At 38.2% G+C, this 16,308-nt stretch carries 20 protein-coding genes; 6 read left to right on the top strand and 14 right to left on the bottom strand.

Annotated features, from left to right (window positions below; all coding sequences use genetic code 11):
- Nucleotides 1–5: 5 nt before the first annotated feature.
- From LAV82_RS22570 to LAV82_RS22555, 4 genes are all read right to left on the bottom strand, one after another.
- The gene (locus LAV82_RS22570; protein ID WP_013059619.1) at nucleotides 6–524 is read right to left on the bottom strand and encodes a hypothetical protein; all 519 of its coding nucleotides are present in this window, start codon (nucleotides 522–524) and stop codon (nucleotides 6–8) included.
- 149 nt (nucleotides 525–673) lie between these two features.
- Nucleotides 674–1,039: a HesB/IscA family protein gene (locus LAV82_RS22565; RefSeq protein WP_013059620.1), complete on the bottom strand. Its 366-nt coding sequence runs from the start codon at nucleotides 1,037–1,039 to the stop codon at nucleotides 674–676.
- Between the two features lie 75 nt (nucleotides 1,040–1,114).
- Nucleotides 1,115–1,969 carry a diaminopimelate epimerase gene (gene dapF / locus LAV82_RS22560; RefSeq protein ID WP_499716909.1) on the bottom strand — a complete coding sequence of 285 codons (855 nt, stop codon included), beginning with the start codon at nucleotides 1,967–1,969 and terminating at the stop codon, nucleotides 1,115–1,117.
- Between the two features lie 301 nt (nucleotides 1,970–2,270).
- Nucleotides 2,271–2,510, bottom strand: a complete 240-nt coding sequence (locus LAV82_RS22555; RefSeq protein WP_013059622.1) for a YuzB family protein — start codon at nucleotides 2,508–2,510, stop codon at nucleotides 2,271–2,273.
- Between the two features lie 382 nt (nucleotides 2,511–2,892).
- Here LAV82_RS22555 and LAV82_RS22550 point away from each other — a divergent pair, with 382 nt between their 5' ends.
- Nucleotides 2,893–3,957: an NAD(P)/FAD-dependent oxidoreductase gene (locus LAV82_RS22550; protein WP_013059623.1), complete on the top strand. Its 1,065-nt coding sequence runs from the start codon at nucleotides 2,893–2,895 to the stop codon at nucleotides 3,955–3,957.
- Between the two features lie 43 nt (nucleotides 3,958–4,000).
- Here the strand turns inward: LAV82_RS22550 and LAV82_RS22545 are convergent, their stop codons facing one another.
- Nucleotides 4,001–4,327: a YuzD family protein gene (locus LAV82_RS22545; RefSeq protein WP_013059624.1), complete on the bottom strand. Its 327-nt coding sequence runs from the start codon at nucleotides 4,325–4,327 to the stop codon at nucleotides 4,001–4,003.
- Between the two features lie 193 nt (nucleotides 4,328–4,520).
- On the opposite strand from LAV82_RS22545, the gene LAV82_RS22540 reads away from it, so the two are divergent.
- Entirely contained in the window at nucleotides 4,521–4,751 is a 231-nt protein-coding gene (locus LAV82_RS22540; RefSeq protein ID WP_013059625.1) for a NifU family protein, read from the top strand.
- An 89-nt stretch (nucleotides 4,752–4,840) separates the two neighbouring features.
- Here the strand turns inward: LAV82_RS22540 and thrB are convergent, their stop codons facing one another.
- From thrB to yutH, 5 genes are all read right to left on the bottom strand, one after another.
- On the bottom strand, nucleotides 4,841–5,755 hold the full coding sequence (gene thrB, locus LAV82_RS22535) for a homoserine kinase (RefSeq protein WP_499716908.1): 915 nt from the start codon (nucleotides 5,753–5,755) through the stop codon (nucleotides 4,841–4,843).
- On the bottom strand, nucleotides 5,749–6,810 hold the full coding sequence (gene thrC / locus LAV82_RS22530) for a threonine synthase (RefSeq protein WP_025752680.1): 1,062 nt from the start codon (nucleotides 6,808–6,810) through the stop codon (nucleotides 5,749–5,751). The genes thrB and thrC overlap by 7 nt, the downstream gene beginning before the upstream one ends.
- Nucleotides 6,810–8,111, bottom strand: coding sequence for a homoserine dehydrogenase (locus tag LAV82_RS22525; protein WP_013059628.1), 1,302 nt, complete (start codon nucleotides 8,109–8,111; stop codon nucleotides 6,810–6,812). Before LAV82_RS22525 ends, thrC begins: the two co-directional genes overlap by 1 nt.
- 241 nt (nucleotides 8,112–8,352) lie before the next feature.
- A complete protein-coding gene (locus tag LAV82_RS22520; protein WP_013059629.1) occupies nucleotides 8,353–9,342 on the bottom strand; it encodes a 2-hydroxyacid dehydrogenase in 990 nt (329 codons plus the stop codon).
- 117 nt (nucleotides 9,343–9,459) lie between these two features.
- A complete protein-coding gene (gene yutH, locus LAV82_RS22515) occupies nucleotides 9,460–10,461 on the bottom strand; it encodes a spore coat putative kinase YutH (RefSeq protein ID WP_013059630.1) in 1,002 nt (333 codons plus the stop codon).
- A 176-nt stretch (nucleotides 10,462–10,637) separates the two neighbouring features.
- On the opposite strand from yutH, the gene LAV82_RS22510 reads away from it, so the two are divergent.
- Nucleotides 10,638–11,138 (top strand): phosphatidylglycerophosphatase A family protein, encoded by a 501-nt coding sequence (locus LAV82_RS22510; RefSeq protein WP_013059631.1) that lies wholly within the window; start codon nucleotides 10,638–10,640, stop codon nucleotides 11,136–11,138.
- A 36-nt stretch (nucleotides 11,139–11,174) separates the two neighbouring features.
- Here the strand turns inward: LAV82_RS22510 and nucF are convergent, their stop codons facing one another.
- Nucleotides 11,175–11,945: a 5' nucleotidase NucF gene (gene nucF, locus LAV82_RS22505; RefSeq protein WP_013059632.1), complete on the bottom strand. Its 771-nt coding sequence runs from the start codon at nucleotides 11,943–11,945 to the stop codon at nucleotides 11,175–11,177.
- A gap of 74 nt (nucleotides 11,946–12,019) precedes the next feature.
- Entirely contained in the window at nucleotides 12,020–12,457 is a 438-nt protein-coding gene (locus tag LAV82_RS22500) for a DUF86 domain-containing protein (protein ID WP_013059633.1), read from the bottom strand.
- Between the two features lie 161 nt (nucleotides 12,458–12,618).
- Here LAV82_RS22500 and LAV82_RS22495 point away from each other — a divergent pair, with 161 nt between their 5' ends.
- The gene (locus tag LAV82_RS22495; protein ID WP_013059634.1) at nucleotides 12,619–12,885 is read left to right on the top strand and encodes a DUF3055 domain-containing protein; all 267 of its coding nucleotides are present in this window, start codon (nucleotides 12,619–12,621) and stop codon (nucleotides 12,883–12,885) included.
- Between the two features lie 47 nt (nucleotides 12,886–12,932).
- On the opposite strand, the gene LAV82_RS22490 is transcribed toward LAV82_RS22495, so the two are convergent.
- Nucleotides 12,933–13,208, bottom strand: a complete 276-nt coding sequence (locus tag LAV82_RS22490; protein ID WP_013059635.1) for a YutD family protein — start codon at nucleotides 13,206–13,208, stop codon at nucleotides 12,933–12,935.
- A 196-nt stretch (nucleotides 13,209–13,404) separates the two neighbouring features.
- Between LAV82_RS22490 and LAV82_RS22485 the strand changes: the two genes are divergently transcribed.
- Nucleotides 13,405–14,046: a YhcN/YlaJ family sporulation lipoprotein gene (locus LAV82_RS22485; RefSeq protein WP_211078554.1), complete on the top strand. Its 642-nt coding sequence runs from the start codon at nucleotides 13,405–13,407 to the stop codon at nucleotides 14,044–14,046.
- 38 nt (nucleotides 14,047–14,084) lie between these two features.
- Here LAV82_RS22485 and lipA read toward each other — a convergent pair whose 3' ends face one another.
- Nucleotides 14,085–14,984 (bottom strand): lipoyl synthase, encoded by a 900-nt coding sequence (gene lipA, locus LAV82_RS22480; RefSeq protein WP_499716907.1) that lies wholly within the window; start codon nucleotides 14,982–14,984, stop codon nucleotides 14,085–14,087.
- 316 nt (nucleotides 14,985–15,300) lie between these two features.
- Here lipA and LAV82_RS22475 point away from each other — a divergent pair, with 316 nt between their 5' ends.
- Nucleotides 15,301–16,302 (top strand): M23 family metallopeptidase, encoded by a 1,002-nt coding sequence (locus LAV82_RS22475; RefSeq protein ID WP_013059638.1) that lies wholly within the window; start codon nucleotides 15,301–15,303, stop codon nucleotides 16,300–16,302.
- Nucleotides 16,303–16,308 lie beyond the last annotated feature (6 nt).

The following is a 16,308-nucleotide window of genomic DNA, read 5'->3' as shown; positions in this document are numbered from 1 at the left end:
TTTTTTCATTGCTGGATTGGTGTAACCATTCGATGAATGATTTCACTCATCATTTCCGCATCACTGCTTATTAAACAGATTTCATAAAAGGAATGGTTTCCTTCTTGACTAGTTACGCTCATCCTGTAGGCCTTCAAACCTTCGAGCTTGCTTAAATATTTTACTACCTCTGATTGACCGGCAATACGTTCAATCAGCAGAATATGCTCTCCTTCAACTGCTCCGTAGCTTTCAGCCAGAGAGGCGTTAGCATTTTCATAATAGCGAATGTAAGGTTCAGAATGGTTAAGAGGCGCAGAGGACGAGTTTTGATAACAGGCTTCACCTGAGGAAAAAGGCAAATGTTGAACAAATAAATGCGATTCACTGAAGTGAATACTTTTTGCATCCTTAGACTCCATTTTCCTACTTTCAAGTTTTAACCAGTTTATAAACCCCTTCCATAGAATAGGCAGGGTGTTTTTTTTGCGAAAACTTCCGTAACCTCCTACTTGTTCCGCGTCGTAACGAGTCGCATCTATCAAATCCGTTCATCTCCTCTTTTTTATTGAGTATAAAAAAGACTGATTATTCAGTCAACACATTTGGCAGATGATGTAACATACAAAAATTTCTCACTAAAAAAGCTTTCTTCACCAGATGAGGTGAAGAAAGCTTTTTTATAAAAATATATTTAGCACTCTTCAGGAGCACCTGCGTTGCTTGCTGTACGGAAAGAAGAGCCGCAGCCGCATGCTGCAATGGCGTTTGGGTTATCAATTGTAAACCCTCCGCCTAGCATAGATTGCTTGTAATCAATTTTTACATCTTTTAAAATTGGAGCACTTTCGCTATCTACAAGAATCTTAATGCCATGTTGTTCAAACAGCGTATCGTTTTCATTTACTTCGTGAGCAAAACCCATACCGTAAGAAAGACCTGAACAGCCTCCTCCATTTACATTAACACGTAAATAAGCATTTTCTTCTTCATGTTCTTTCATCATATCTTTTATTTGAAAGCTTGCAGCTTCTGTAATTGTTAGGATATCTTGACTCATTTTTAAACAGACCTCCTTTTTTGTTTAGTATACGACGAAATGGCTGTGACGACAAATCGTCTGCTTCTTCATTTTTTAATAATAATACGTGCCGTCACAAATCACATTGGCTGGACCTGTCATTAATACATTGCCTTTATTTTGCCAAACAATCGTTAAATCTCCTCCAGCGAGGTGTACGACAATAGGAGCATCTTTTTTCGTCTTCTCATTTAACACAGACGAAACAACAGCAGCGCATGCTCCTGTCCCACATGCTTGAGTGATACCCGAACCTCTTTCCCATACACGAAAGTTCAGCTCTCTTTCGTTCACTACCTCGACAAATTCAACGTTCACTCCTTCTGGAAAACGCGAATCTTTTTCAACCACGGGTCCTAATGTAGTAAGAGGCGCTTCTTCAATATCATTTACGTAAAAGACGACGTGAGGATTTCCCATTGATACAGCCGTCCCTTTTAACCGTTCTTTTCCAAATTCCATCTCTTCATTAACGACCTGGTCTTGGCTTGCTCCCGTCATTGGAATTTGTTCTCTAGCTAAAATAGGCGCTCCCATATCGATTGTCACTTCTGGAACTTCATTTCCCTGCGGATGCACCGTTGCTTCTACAACTCCAGAAAGCGTTTCGATAAAAAATCTTTCGCTTGTTACTAAATTATGTTCATATGCATATTTAGCTACACATCTTAAACCGTTTCCGCAGTTTTTTGCTTCCGAGCCGTCATTATTAAATACGCGCATTTTTACATCTGCACGTTCAGATGGACAAATAAGAATCATTCCATCCGATCCAATTCCCGTATAAACATTTGAGACTTTTACAGCAAGCGGTGCTAACTCTTGCTCTTCTATATGTTCTTCAAACATATTTACGTAGATATAGTTGTTGCCAAGTGCATGCATTTTTGTAAACTGAAATTTTTTCATATTATCACCCATTATTTTTTTATGTAGCTCTAGTATAAAGTGATTCTCTTTTGTACACAATAATATCATCCCCCGTTTTTTTAGCTCCTTAATCATAAAGATTAAGGGGTTTTTTATTTTGTCCTCCTTTGGAGTATTAAAAAACAAAAGAAGCATTATGATTGTAAAGAGGATGGTTAAAGCGCAGATATTTGCGCGAAAACGCATAAAAAAGCACGGCAAGACAGCCGTGCTTACATCATCTATTCTATTAGCCTCATGTCCCTCTTCTGATAAAAAGAGATACGACAGCGGGGATAGTTTAAAACATTGGGTTTTCTTCTAAATGAATGTAAATATTATCTACTAACTGTTCAGGTGTTTCCGCTGTAACAATCTCTCCGTTTACCAAGGCAAATAAAGATTGTGAACATTTCCCGCAATAACCTAAACATCCGTATTCAATAATATCTAGATTTGGATCTTTTTCAAGCTTTTCTAAAGCTGTTTGAGAACCACTGGCTAAATTGCTAACGCAAAATTCAATAATTGGCTGTATCACGTTTTTCACCTCTCTACTATTAGTTTATCCTATCTCCTTTCATTTTCAACGTCAACTTTGGAAATTCACATTCATTTTGCGCACGCTTCTTAGCTTCACAGACTTTTTCAACAAAACGTATAAATAAAGCTTTATTACAGGGATAGCTTGAAATTATGTTGAAACATATTGTGGTTTTTTATTAATTTAGTTATACTTTTATGTATAGAAAACCAAACGAGGTTATATTAAATTATTATTTAAGTAAAATATGTTATCTTATATAGCCTTTCATATCTTTTTGGCAACCATCCTTATTAACGGTAATTTGTACTCTCCTATTCTTAAAAGCAAGAATAATAGAGAGAAAACAAAAATGCATGAAGCTAAAGGGGAAATTCACATGAAGAACCTTGTCATACTGGGCGGCGGATACGGTGGTATGCGCGTTTTGCAGCGCCTTTTTCCGAATCAATTGCCTAACGATGTAGAAGTAACGCTTATTGACAAAGCACCTTATCACTCACTAAAAACTGAATTCTATGCACTTGCAGCTGGAACAATCTCTGATCAGCATGTTCGTGTTGCTTTTCCTGAACACCCTCGCTTAAAAATTCGCTACGGCTGTGTAAAACGCATAGACCTGGAAGAGAAATGCGTCTATGTCGATGATCAAATGATCGCTTACGATGACCTGATTGTAGGACTTGGATGCGAAGATAAATATCATGGAGTTCCCGGAGCTCTTGAGCATACATACAGCATTCAATCCATTGATGCTTCACGAGCAACTTATCAGACATTAAACAACTTGCCGGCCCACGCTACTGTTTCAATTGTAGGAGCTGGATTAAGCGGAGTAGAACTAGCAAGCGAGCTAAGAGAAAGCCGCCCGGATTTAAAAATCATCTTATTTGACCGCGGTAAATTAATTTTATCTGCTTTCCCAGAACGTTTAAGTAATTACGTTCAAACTTGGTTTACTTCAAACGGTGTTGAAATCGTAAATAGTGCTAATATTACAAAAGTAGAACCGAACATTCTTTATAATCATGATGAGCCCATTCAAAGCGATGCAATCGTGTGGACAGCAGGTATCCAGCCAAATAAAGTGGTACGCGATTTAGACGTAGAAAAAGATCCTCAAGGACGCGTCGTATTAACGAAATACCATAACTTGCCTGACGATGAAAATGTCTACATTTTAGGTGATTGTGCAAGCCTACCGCATGCACCAAGTGCTCAGCTTGCAGAAGGTCAGGCTGAACAAATTGTGCAAGTACTTCTTCACCGCTGGAAAGGCGAAGCGCTTCCAGATGAATTGCCAACTATTAAATTAAAAGGCATACTTGGTTCATTAGGCAAAAAGCATGGATTTGGCTTAGTTGCCGAACGTCCAATTACAGGACGCGTAGCTCGATTATTAAAATCAGGTATTCTTTGGATGTATAAACACCACAGTGGATAAAATAAAAGCCGTTAGATGACTGACAATCTAACGGCTTTTTTCATTATGATGCGCAGAAACCATACTTCTCCATTTCCTCAAATACGCGCTTTAATTTCGGATTGCCTTCCCCAACAATTTCTCCATTAATAACCACTACAGGATAGAATAAATCTTCTTCAATCACACGCTTGGCAAAGGCTGCTTTTTCCGGATCCGTATGCGGCTCGTTTATATCTACATATGTGATAGCAAACGGTTGGTTCGGATATTTGCGAGAAATCGCTGCCTCTAGCCAATCATAGGTGTCTTTTGAAGACGGCAGATTAACACAGCTTGCACAAACAATTTCAGCTCCATAAATACACACTTCTACCTCAGTTGATTGCATAGCACATCCCCCTTGAATCTTTACATACAAACTGTACGATTATTCACACTTTTACTTCATTATGAATACTATTTTACACAAAACTGATTCATTGCACATCTTTTTCTTTTAAGGTAACATTACGATGTATACTCCGATAGATTTTTCATGAAAGACCGTTTATAATAAGAGTAGAAGAAAGGAGTCGATAGTTATGTCAGAAATGCACGAGCAAGTTCAAGAAGTATTAGAAAAACTTCGTCCGTTTTTACTTCGCGACGGTGGAGACTGTGAGCTAGTAGACGTAGAGGATGGTATTGTAAAGTTACGTCTTTTAGGCGCTTGCGGAAGCTGCCCAAGTTCAACAATCACGCTAAAAGCTGGTATCGAACGTGCCCTTTTAGAAGAAGTACCTGGTGTAGTTGAAGTAGAACAAGTATTCTAATCTCTTTGATTTTATTATAAAAGCAACCTCCCATTTTATTGGGGCTTGCGAATGAAAAATCCTCATTCAAATGAATGAGGATTTTTTTATTAACTCGTTGTGACTTCAGCTTCTACAAATACACCTTTGCGATCAATTTGTAAAACATCTATTTCGCAGTTCGGCAGTAAAGCATACATATGTTCAGCAATCGCTTTTCCTTTTCCTTTTGGTGCTAAACATAATACACTCGGACCGGCTCCGCTTAGTGACACACCGTATGCGCCGAGAGCTTTTGCTTCTTTTCGCACAAGAGAAAGCTCTGGCACTAGCCTCATACGATAAGGTTCGTGATATAAATCTTTCTCCATAAATTCGCCTACCAGAGGTAAATCTTTATTTAACAGGGCCGCTACTAGCATGTTCCCTATTGCCCCAGCTTCTACTGCGTGGCGATAATTAATATCCGAAGGCAGCACATCACGAGCATCGGTTGTTTTTAATTCATATTCTGGAATAGCCATCACGATATCGACATCAAATTCAGGTATTTGAGCAATATATGTTTCATTTTCATGATGGTAACCAACAACGATTCCGCCGTAAATAGACGGGCTGACGTTATCGGGATGTCCTTCCATTAAGCTGCTGATGCGAAGCTTTTCTCTTTTTGATAAACGCAAGTCACACAGTATATTAGCCAGCTCGATTCCAGCTACGATAGCCGATGCGCTGCTTCCAAGTCCCCTTGCTAATGGAATGTTGCTCCAAACAGAGACCTTCGCACTTGGAAGATCAATGTTAAATTGACGAGCCACGTCTTGTGCCACTTCATACATTAAGTTATCTGTACCTGTAGGAATACTTTGCACTTCTTTCGTTTCAGGGATAAAAATCCATTCCTCATGACGCTCTACTGTTAATCTTAAGTAACGAGATAAAGCCACTCCAATGGAATCAAATCCTGGCCCTAAATTAGCAGAGCTAGCTGGGACCGTAATGACAAAACGCTCATTTTCTAGCATGAAGCAACGACACCTTGGATATACTCAAATACCTTTTCTTCATCATTTGGTAAAACCACTGGCTTTACATTATGAGCATCGATTGCTACGTTTGGATCTTTTAATCCGTTACCTGTTAATACAGCTACAACCGTTGAACCCTTTGCAATTTTACCAGAAGCTACATCTTTAAACACACCAGCTATTGAAGCGCAAGAACCTGGCTCTGCAAATACACCTTCTTTGCGTGCAATTGTACGATATGCCTCTAAGATTTGTTCATCTGTTACTTCATCAATTTTTCCGTTTGATTCTTTTGCTGCATTTACAGCATAATCCCAGCTTGCTGGATTTCCGATTCGAATAGCCGTTGCAATTGTTTCTGGATTTTCGATAACTTGATTACGCACGATCGCGGCTGCACCTTCTGCTTCAAACCCGTGCATGTGAGGAAGAGACGTTTGGTGACGCTCACTGTATTCTTTGAATCCTTTCCAGTAAGCTGTAATATTCCCTGCATTTCCCACTGGGATAGCTAAAACGTCAGGCGCTTTTCCAAGCTGTTCACAAATCTCGAAAGAAGCTGTTTTTTGCCCTTCAATACGATATGGGTTTACAGAGTTTACAAGTGCAACCGGTGATGTTTCACTCAGCTTACGAACCATAGAAAGCGCTTGGTCAAAGTTTCCTTCAATTGCTACAATTTCTGCACCATACATAACAGCTTGAGCTAATTTCCCCATCGCAATTTTTCCATTTGGAATAACAACGATACAGCGCATGCCAGCGCGTGATGCATAAGCTGCTGCAGCTGCGGATGTGTTACCTGTAGATGCACAAATAACCGTATTGCTTCCTTCTTCTTTGGCTTTTGCTACAGCCATTACCATTCCGCGGTCTTTAAATGACCCCGTTGGATTTAACCCTTCTACTTTCACATGTAAATCAATGCCTAGCTCTTTTGATAAATGAGCAAGATGAATTAAAGGTGTATTTCCTTCATGTAGTGTAAGCATAGGTGTTTTCTCTGTTACAGGTAAAAACTCTTTATATTCAGCTAATAGACCTTTCCACATCATACTGTGCCAACTCCCTCTACGCGGTAACTGCTTTTTACATTTTCTACAATTGGTAAATCCCGAAGCTGCTGAAGGATTTCCTCATAATCTTTTTGAGATGTTTTGTGTGTAACAACAACAATCTCAGCTAATTCGCTTCCTTTCACAGGAAGTTGAATAATTTTTTCGAAGCTCACGCCACGCTCTGAAAATAGTGTTGTTAATTTTGCAAATGCTCCAACTTGATCTTTAACATGAATACGTAAGAAATGCTTCGAGAACATTTCATCTTCTGCTTTTAACTGTTTTGGATACTGAGGCGTTACCGCACTTTTACCATTCACACCTAAACGCATGTTTTTCATAACACCTACTAAATCTGATACGACAGCAGTGGCAGTTGGCAGGCTTCCTGCCCCCGGTCCATAAAACATCGTTTCTCCAACAGCTTCTCCGTATACATATACAGCATTGTACTCATCGCTTACTGAAGCAAGAGGATGTGTGTCTGCTAAAAGAGTTGGCTGAACACTAACTTCTACATTGTCGCCGTCACGATGTGCATATCCAATCAGTTTCATCGTATAGCCTAATTGTTTACTATATTGCAAGTCTTCTTCCGTTACTTCTGTAATACCTTGAACACGAACATCGTCCAAGTCAATTTTCATTGAAAATCCTAGTGTAGCCAAGATTGCCATTTTGCGAGCAGCATCTAAACCACCTACGTCAGAAGTGGGATCCGCTTCAGCATATCCTAAATCCTGCGCTTCTTTTAACACTTCATCATAAGCACTTCCTTCTTTTGTCATTTTCGTTAAAATGAAGTTTGTTGTACCATTTACAATTCCCATCATTTTGGTAATACGATCAGATGCTAATCCATCTGCTAATCCACGAAGAATTGGAATACCGCCTGCTACACTTGCTTCATAAAATAAATCACAGTTATTTTCAGAAGCTACTGTTAACAATTCTGAGCCGTAAACTGCCATCAAATCTTTGTTTGCCGTTACAACATGCTTTTTATTACGAAGGGCTGTTAAGATATAATCTCTTGTTTCTTCAACGCCACCCATTACTTCAATGACAACGTCAATCTCCGCGTTATGTAAAACGTCTTCAACATTCGTTGTTAATTTATCTTCACTGATTTCTACGTCACGTTTCTTATCAATATCTTTAACTACTACTTTTTTAACTTCTACAGGACACCCGACTTGATGACTTAATTTATCCTGATGATTTTCAATAATTTTGACTACTCCGCTTCCTACCGTTCCTAACCCTAATAATCCTACTGAAATACTTTTTGTCATATTCCTCACCTCTGTGTTCTTTCTACGTATACATTTGTTCTCTTATAGAGGACATTATAGACCTTATTTTTCTTTTTTACAAGGTTTACTTGCCATCTTTTCTCGTAAACTCGTTAAAAAAATTGGTATATAAAGATAAATGTAAATTTTTAAAATATTTCATTTTATTATCATAACATGGCTCTCACTGTTTTTTAATAAAAAAAAGACAATTTCACCGAAATGAAATTGCCTTTTTCTGTTATGATTTTTTCGCAAACGCTTCTTTATTTACAATTGTAATGGGAGACTCATTTGTAAGTACTGCTTTAATGTTTTTAACACATAAAGAAATCATTTCCGTGCGCGTTTCGATACTCGCACTGCCGATATGAGGAAGAGCTACAACATTAGGCAATTGAAGAAGAGGGTGAGAAGCAGAAATAGGCTCTTGATCGAATACATCCAAGCCAGCTCCAGCAATTTCCCCGGATTGAACCGCATGTAACAATGCTTGCTCATCAACCACTGCTCCTCTTGAAGCATTAATAAAAATCGCAGTTGTTTTCATCTGTTCAAATGCTGAAGCATTAAATAAATGTTTGGTTTCGTCCGTTAACGGTGTCAAACAAACAACAAAATCAGATCGTTCAAGCAGCTCATTTAACTCACAGTAAACTGCATTGAGCTTTTTTTCTGCTTGAAGGTTGCGGCTTCGATTGTGGTACAAGATTTCCATATCAAAACCTGTAGCACGTTTCCCAAGCGTCTCTCCAATTTTCCCCATTCCAACAATACCTAATGTTTTATGATGAACATCTCTACCCGCTAACAAAAATGGACTCCAGCTTTTCCACTGATTTTCTTTCACATATCCAGCAGCTTCTACTAAACGTCTAGCTACACTCATTAATAAACCAAACGTTAAATCTGCTGTTGTATCAGATAAAACATCGGGGGTATTAGAAACGATAATTCCTCGTTCAGTTGCCGCTTCTACGTCAATATTATCGAATCCGACCGCCAAGTTAGCTACAAGCTTTAAATGAGGAGCTTGCGTAAGCAATTCACTGTCAATACGATCTGAAAGCATTGTTAATAGAGCATGTGCGTGCTTAGCTTTTTCACAAAGCAGCTCATGAGGGACTGCCTCATCTTCTTTATCCCACATTTCCACATTCGCTACTGCCTTTAAAGGTTCGATTAATTCATTCGGTATTTTTCTCGTAATAAATACAAACGGCTTGTCCATATGTACGCCACCTCTTTATCCTTTTTAAACTGCATGCACAAAAACAAAATAGAAAAACAGGTTTGGATTATCCAACACCTATTTTTCTATTTTATCATATTCTATAGTAATCGCTTTTTAATGAATCCATGTTAATTCAGGAATGTGATAACGAGACGTTGAGATACCCACCGACTGGTAAAAGCGCTTCAGAAAAGCTTCGTAGTGAGAAGAATGAGCTAATACTCCTTCCAGCTTCTCATAATACTTTTGTTTTTGCCGCTCATCTTGTACACTGTAATACCCTTCAATGACCTCAAAATAATGAACGGGAAAAAGAAGTCTAGCATATAACAGTCTCCATGAAAAAGAAGAAAGCGGATTTACCTTTTCGTATTCACTTAAAAACTGATGCATGTGCCTTTCATCGACAGCGTATGTTAATAAATATTGTTCCCTTATATATTCAGCTATATCTCTGCTCGGATGATCAAAGACCCAATCTGCTGGGAGCTTGTAAACGTAGTCTTCCCCCCATGTTTTTTGCCCGAACCGATGATGACAAATCGTCGCAGCGTCAACTGAACGAGGCAAATCGTCAATTTCCGTGTCTACTAGGTATTGAATAGCATTTTCCGTTAATCCTAGGTAATAAGGAAAAGTTTCTAAAAAACGTTTTTCCATCTCTTGATTAGGCAAAGCACGTAATCTTCCATACCAAAATTGCTCCATCTGGTCGAGACGCTTCTCCCACATGGACTTCCATTGCCCTAGCCGGTTTGCTTTTTCCACTTCATAAGGAAACAGCCTCCCTTTTTGATGAAAAACAGCTAGCTCGTGCCCAGGTGAAAAGTTGGGGTTTTTCTCTTCCGCAAGACAGCGGCAAATGATAAATTTTTCAGTTTCAGTTTCTGTAATCATTTCACCATTCAAATTAGGCATAAATGTTGCCACATGGCGATCACCTTGGCCCATCAGAAATTGACTCATTTGATATAGTTCATTTAACTCGTCTTGTTCCATTTGCTTTACATTAATGATTGTATATAAAATATCTCGATACTGGAAACCTTCAAATTTACCAACGGGCATAAATTCATTTGGACGTAATCCGTAATGCTCATAAATGGTTTGTATCATTTTAATCCCTCTCTTCATTCATTCAAGAAATTATATGATGGAAAACAACATTACTTGTCATAATATTTACGGAGGAATGAATAGATTAGAAATACACCATTTATAGTTATTTACTCCGGGTTAGTAGTATGAAACAACTTTAGACTTAAAAATATATAGAAAACAGGTGATGATACTTGGAGAAAAAACATACACAAAGTGAGTTAGAAAAAAAAGCAAGAGAATGGTTAATAGAACGCGGCGTGGCTCTTACAGACATTGCTGAACTGGTCTATTACTTGCAAAAAAAGTATCACCCAAACTTAACAATTGAAGACTGTTTATATAACGTTGAGCGCGTCATTTCTAAACGAGAAGTTCAAAATGCTATTTTAACGGGTATTCAACTAGATGTCCTCACAGAAAAAAAAGTGATTGAGCCGCCTCTGTTGGATATTCTTGAGAAAGACGAAGGTTTATACGGTATCGACGAGATTTTAGCATTATCGATTGTAAATGTGTACGGATCAATCGGCTTTACCAATTACGGGTATATTGATAAACAAAAGCCGGGTATTCTAGAACGATTAAACGATAAATCGACTGGAGAGTGCCACACTTTCTTAGATGATTTAGTAGGCGCAATTGCCGCTGCTGCTTCTAGCCGGTTAGCGCACCGGGCTGCCAGTCAAGAATAGGTTAAAAAACAAAAAAAGCTGTCAATTGACAGCTTTTTAAATTCTCTCCATCCACTCTTTTAGTGAATCTACCGTATAAGTTGGCTTTTTCTCATATCCCTCTAGTAACTCTCTTGTTGTTACCCCTGTATGGACTAATAATGTATCTAAGCCTGCATTCATCCCTGCTAAAATATCTGTATCATAGTAATCACCAATCATGATTGTTTCTTCTTTTGGCGTACCGATGACTTCAAGGGCTTGCTCCATAATAATACTTTCTGGTTTGCCAATAAATACTGGATTTGTTTGAGTAGAAACCGTAATAACGGACGTGATAGATCCATTACCAGGCAGTAAGCCTCTTTCAGTAGGAATCGCAATATCTCCGTTCGTTGAAACAAAAAAGGCGCCGTTTCGAACGTTTAAACATGCTTTTGCTAATTTTTCATATGTAATTTCCTGATCCAAACCAACAACTACGAAATCCGTATCTTCCTCTTCAATGGTAAATCCTTTTTCAAGCAGCGCATGTCGGATTCCTTCTCCACCAATTACATAAGCTGAAGCGTTTGCTTTGCGTTCGTGTAAATAATTAGCTGTTGCCTGGCTCGTTGTAAAAACTTGCTCTTCTGTTGCAGGAATGCCAAATGCCTCTAGCTTTTCAGCTACTTTATCGGGCGTTTTTGTAGAGTTGTTTGTTACAAATAAATAAGGAATTCCTTTTTCCTTTAATTTAATAACAAAATCACGCGCCTCGGCAATTAGCTCTGTTCCTTTGTACATTGTTCCGTCTAAGTCAATCAAATATCCTTTATATTCCTTCATGTTGTGTGATCTCCTTTCAAGTCTCATACTTGAAATCATAGCTTATTTTTTATACAACTACAACTTGCTTGCCTTTAGTTACGAAAAGCAGACACAGGCCCTAACTCTGTCTCTAGATATGTCCTTACGCGCTCTGAAAATGCTGCCAGTACGTCTTTATGCTGCATCACTTTTTGATAAATATCCTGATGATTAACATCCACATATTCTTGAACAAGGGTTTTACGCAATTGAACGATCTCTTTTAATGGCGTTTCTTCCTCTTTTTTAACCACTTTCTCATCAACTAAAATGTCAATGATATCGTCGTAACTGCCTGGATCTCTCATAATAAACCCATCAATCATTGCATTTCCTACATCTAAAACGTTTTCAATTAGAAGGTGTACAATTCTCTCTAATGCCTTTTTCTCTATTTCTGTGTTCCAGCTCGAATGCTCAGCAAACAAGCGAACGTGTTCATCAAAAAAAACAAGCGTGGCTTCTATTTTTTCACGATCTACAAAGTACATATTATTTCCTCCCTAGTTGTCAGCTCTCTATAAATCTTTTTCATAAACAAACGGGGTTCCTGTTCTATTTTATCATGACCCATTATCCATTTGATAAATTCATTTTTGTTTTTGACCTTATTTGATATGATACAAATACAACCTATGAAAGGAGTATACCTATGAGCGAACGCTTTTATCTATATGACGATGTTGTATCTACAAAGACCCGATTTGTCAGCTTTATGGGCGAAAACCAACGATTTGATTTAGCTATTATCCAAACCGACCGTTATTATGGCAAACAAGTTGTTCTTGATATTCAAGGAGGACGCTTTGCCATCATTGGACAAGATGACCTTGAAGAACCAAACTATCTTGAAGAAGTATTTAAATTAAACAGTGAAGACGGTCAGGAACTTCGCGAATTTTTATATGAAATCATCTAAAAAAAAGGCAGCATGAAGGACAATTAGTGTCTTCGGCTTGCCTTTTTTTACTTATGGACTTTTTTTAAGACAAAATACGCACAGCCAAAATTACAATATTCATGTAAATAGTCTTGAAGCGTACTAATCTTCGTATCATACGTTGCCTTTTGATTTCGGTCATCAAAAAAGCCTCGCAGCCGAAGCTGATTGTATCCCCAATCTCCCACAATATAGTCATAGCGGCTCAGCACGTCAATAAAGCGACCTCTAAACGCCTCTTCATTAAATGCCTCGCGCTCATCTTTTAATACTTCATAACAAATATTATTGATACAGACCATTGCTCACACCTCTTCTCTTAAAATTTACCATACCATAATTATGATGATGAAACCATCAATTAACATGAAATTTTTCACGTATAAGCAGCACTCTAATCCTGTAGGAGTTTTATCGGTATACCTACTGATCTTTTATGCTCCACATGAAGGTTCGCCGGTTTACCTGGCGTACGATATTTAACTACAGGAGGTGGAAATGGTGAAGAAATCTATTCTTGGAATCGCTTTGATAACAAGTATTTTAACCATTGGCTGTCAAAATAAAAACACAGCTGAAAATGAAAATTTATCACCAAACAACCCAGATGCCATTAATGTAAACGAGCCTAATCATTATTATAATCCAAATAATAATAGCGGCACAAATTATGGATATGTTCGATACACTAAAAACACAAATGAACAAAATTCCAATATGAACCAAGTAGGAACATTTAATCGAGAAGAAGCAGCCGACAATATTAGTAAACTGAGCACCGCTATACCAAATATTAAGCAAGCCGCTACGCTAGTAACCGATAAAGATGTGCTTGTTGCTTATAAAACAGATGCTAAAAACCGGAATAACGCAGCCGATCAGGTAAAACGTACAGCTATGTCTGCAGTTCCTCGTTATTATCATGTATACGTCTCAGATAATCCGAAACAGATGGACCAAATCGAAAATATCAGTGAAATGAATACGCAAACGAATGATGCTAGAAAACGAATCGATGCTGTTATTCAACAAATGCTGAAATCTCCCCAAGGGCGTAAAATGAACGGCGGAGAAGATGCAAATGGAAGAGAGAAAAACGAATTGAATGAACCGATGACGGACAAATATATGGTGGAATAAACAAAAAAGGTGATGAGCATATCATCACCTTTTTTACCTTATTTGCTTTCTTGCGCTTTGTTTTTTGCAGCAGCGTTAACTTGCTCATCTGCATGGTAAGAAGAACGTACAAGAGGACCTGCTTCAACATGGCTGAATCCTTTTGATAATGCAATTTTTTTTAGCTCTTCGAACTCATTTGGATGGTAATATTTTTGAACTTTTATGTGCTTTTTAGTTGGCTGTAGATATTGGCCTAGCGTCATAATATCTACATTATTCGCACGCAAATCATCCATCGTTTCAATAATTTCTTCTTTTGTTTCTCCTAGACCAAGCATGATACTTGATTTCGTAGGGATATCCGGCTGCATTTCTTTTGCACGGCGAAGGAACTCAAGAGAACGCTCATATTTAGCACGAGCACGAACACGAGGTGTAAGGCTGCGTACTGTTTCAATATTATGATTTAAAATATCAGGACGTGCGTCCATTACAATACGTAAGTTCTCTTCCACACCGCCCATATCAGAAGGCAATACTTCAATTGTTGTGAATGGATTCTTACGACGAATCGCACGAATTGTTTCAGCTAATACGCTTGCTCCTCCGTCTTTTAAATCATCGCGAGCTACTACTGTAATAACCGCATGTTTTAAGTTCATTAGCTGAACAGAATCCGCTACGCGTTCTGGCTCTTCTAAATCTAATTCTGTTGGTAAACCTGTCTTAACCGCGCAAAAACGACAGGCACGTGTGCATACTTCTCCTAAAATCATAAAAGTTGCCGTACGACGAACAGCCCAACACTCATGAATATTCGGACATCTTGCTTCTTCACAAACTGTATGAAGGTTTTTCTCACGCATCATTTTCTTTAAGCCTGTGTAATTTTCGTTTGTGTTTAGCTTAATCTTCAGCCACTCGGGTTTGCGGACATGCTCTTCTTTTGTTGCCATATTATCAACTCCACCAATCTAGAAAATGTCTATAACCTATATGCTTAATTTTAACTACATATTAAAAACATAACTATATGTCACTTTATCATAAAAAAGTGAGATTCGACAAGTTGTCTGCTCTTTATTTTCCTCAGTTTTCTTCTATTTCCCATTCAAATGTGTGCGTTTTCATCCTCCGTATAATTTCCATTTATCTTCTGAATAAAATTCTTTAAAAAAGTTTTGAAGCGATTTCCATTAATTAATATTTATGAAATCTTTTTTCTCGCTGCAAACTAGTATTACACACTATTTTTAGAAAGGGGGAAACACGATGCGCAAAACGATTATCTTACTTTTTATGTTCATGTCTATATTCACAGGATGGCACCACGTAACAGCTGAATCATCAGCAGATCAAGAAAAAATACTTATTCAAAAGAGATTAGAGCTGTATAAACAAATGGAAGCCGCTACTACGATTCCTTGGTATTACTTTGCAGGGATCGACCAGTATGAACGAAATATTCGACGCTCCCATAAAGATATTCCAAGAGAAAAAGGCTCGATCGCCATTTACTATCCTCCAGAAAAATGGTCAGGTTCTTTAAATCCGAATTTGGAAGATACAAACCCACTTACTATTTCTCTGCTCGGGGGAATGGGCAAAGATGGGAACGGAGACAAAAAAGCAGACCAATTTAATGATGAAGATATGCTTTTTACAATGGCAGATTATATTCGGACGTTCGGGGTGTCCGAAGACTATATTAAAATTGCGCTTTGGAACTATTATCACCGGGCTAAAGCAGTTGATATTATTTTAGGGAATGCCAAAATTTTTCGCCATTACGGTCGCATTGATTTAAAAGGTTCTTCATTTCCGGTGCCTCTCCGTGCGAACTACAGTTACAGGAGTACATGGGGAGATGCGCGCGGCTGGGGTGGCAAACGAATTCATGAAGGAACAGACATTTTTGCAGATTACGGAGTTCCAGTAAAATCCCCTTGCTATGGCATTATTGAGCTTAAAGGATGGAATAAATATGGAGGCTGGCGAATCGGTATTCGTGACCTTCATAATAACTATCACTATTTAGCTCATTTAAGCGGATTTGCAAAAAATTTAAAAGTAGGACAAATTGTAGAACCAGGAACACTCATTGGCGGAGTAGGAAGTTCCGGTTATGGACCTCCTGGAACTTCTGGGAAATTCCCTCCTCACTTGCACTATGGAATGTATAAAGATAACGGCAAAAATGAGTGGTCGTTTGACCCATATCCTCAGTTAAGAACGTGGGAACGAAATGATCGTTTAGAACTAAAGAAAAAATAAAAAAAC

The sequence above is a fragment of the Bacillus sp. ILBB4 genome (assembly GCF_035064545.1).
Classification (GTDB): Bacteria; Bacillota; Bacilli; order Bacillales; family Bacillaceae_H; genus Priestia.
Note: the sequence above shows the minus strand (reverse complement) of the source record. Positions and strands in the feature narration are given on the sequence as shown.

Excerpts from the sequence above, each read along its gene's own strand:
- LAV82_RS22565 (WP_013059620.1), bottom strand. The coding sequence starts at position 1,039 with ATGAGTCAAGATATCCTAACAATTACAGAAGCTGCAAGCTTTCAAATA.
- dapF (WP_499716909.1), bottom strand. The coding sequence starts at position 1,969 with ATGAAAAAATTTCAGTTTACAAAAATGCATGCACTTGGCAACAACTAT.
- LAV82_RS22550 (WP_013059623.1), top strand. The coding sequence starts at position 2,893 with ATGAAGAACCTTGTCATACTGGGCGGCGGATACGGTGGTATGCGCGTT.
- LAV82_RS22545 (WP_013059624.1), bottom strand. The coding sequence starts at position 4,327 with ATGCAATCAACTGAGGTAGAAGTGTGTATTTATGGAGCTGAAATTGTT.
- LAV82_RS22540 (WP_013059625.1), top strand. The coding sequence starts at position 4,521 with ATGTCAGAAATGCACGAGCAAGTTCAAGAAGTATTAGAAAAACTTCGT.
- thrB (WP_499716908.1), bottom strand. The coding sequence starts at position 5,755 with ATGCTAGAAAATGAGCGTTTTGTCATTACGGTCCCAGCTAGCTCTGCT.
- thrC (WP_025752680.1), bottom strand. The coding sequence starts at position 6,810 with ATGTGGAAAGGTCTATTAGCTGAATATAAAGAGTTTTTACCTGTAACA.
- LAV82_RS22525 (WP_013059628.1), bottom strand. The coding sequence starts at position 8,111 with ATGACAAAAAGTATTTCAGTAGGATTATTAGGGTTAGGAACGGTAGGA.
- LAV82_RS22520 (WP_013059629.1), bottom strand. The coding sequence starts at position 9,342 with ATGGACAAGCCGTTTGTATTTATTACGAGAAAAATACCGAATGAATTA.
- yutH (WP_013059630.1), bottom strand. The coding sequence starts at position 10,461 with ATGATACAAACCATTTATGAGCATTACGGATTACGTCCAAATGAATTT.
- nucF (WP_013059632.1), bottom strand. The coding sequence starts at position 11,945 with ATGAAGGAATATAAAGGATATTTGATTGACTTAGACGGAACAATGTAC.
- LAV82_RS22500 (WP_013059633.1), bottom strand. The coding sequence starts at position 12,457 with ATGTACTTTGTAGATCGTGAAAAAATAGAAGCCACGCTTGTTTTTTTT.
- LAV82_RS22495 (WP_013059634.1), top strand. The coding sequence starts at position 12,619 with ATGAGCGAACGCTTTTATCTATATGACGATGTTGTATCTACAAAGACC.
- LAV82_RS22490 (WP_013059635.1), bottom strand. The coding sequence starts at position 13,208 with ATGGTCTGTATCAATAATATTTGTTATGAAGTATTAAAAGATGAGCGC.
- LAV82_RS22485 (WP_211078554.1), top strand. The coding sequence starts at position 13,405 with ATGGTGAAGAAATCTATTCTTGGAATCGCTTTGATAACAAGTATTTTA.
- lipA (WP_499716907.1), bottom strand. The coding sequence starts at position 14,984 with ATGGCAACAAAAGAAGAGCATGTCCGCAAACCCGAGTGGCTGAAGATT.
- LAV82_RS22475 (WP_013059638.1), top strand. The coding sequence starts at position 15,301 with ATGCGCAAAACGATTATCTTACTTTTTATGTTCATGTCTATATTCACA.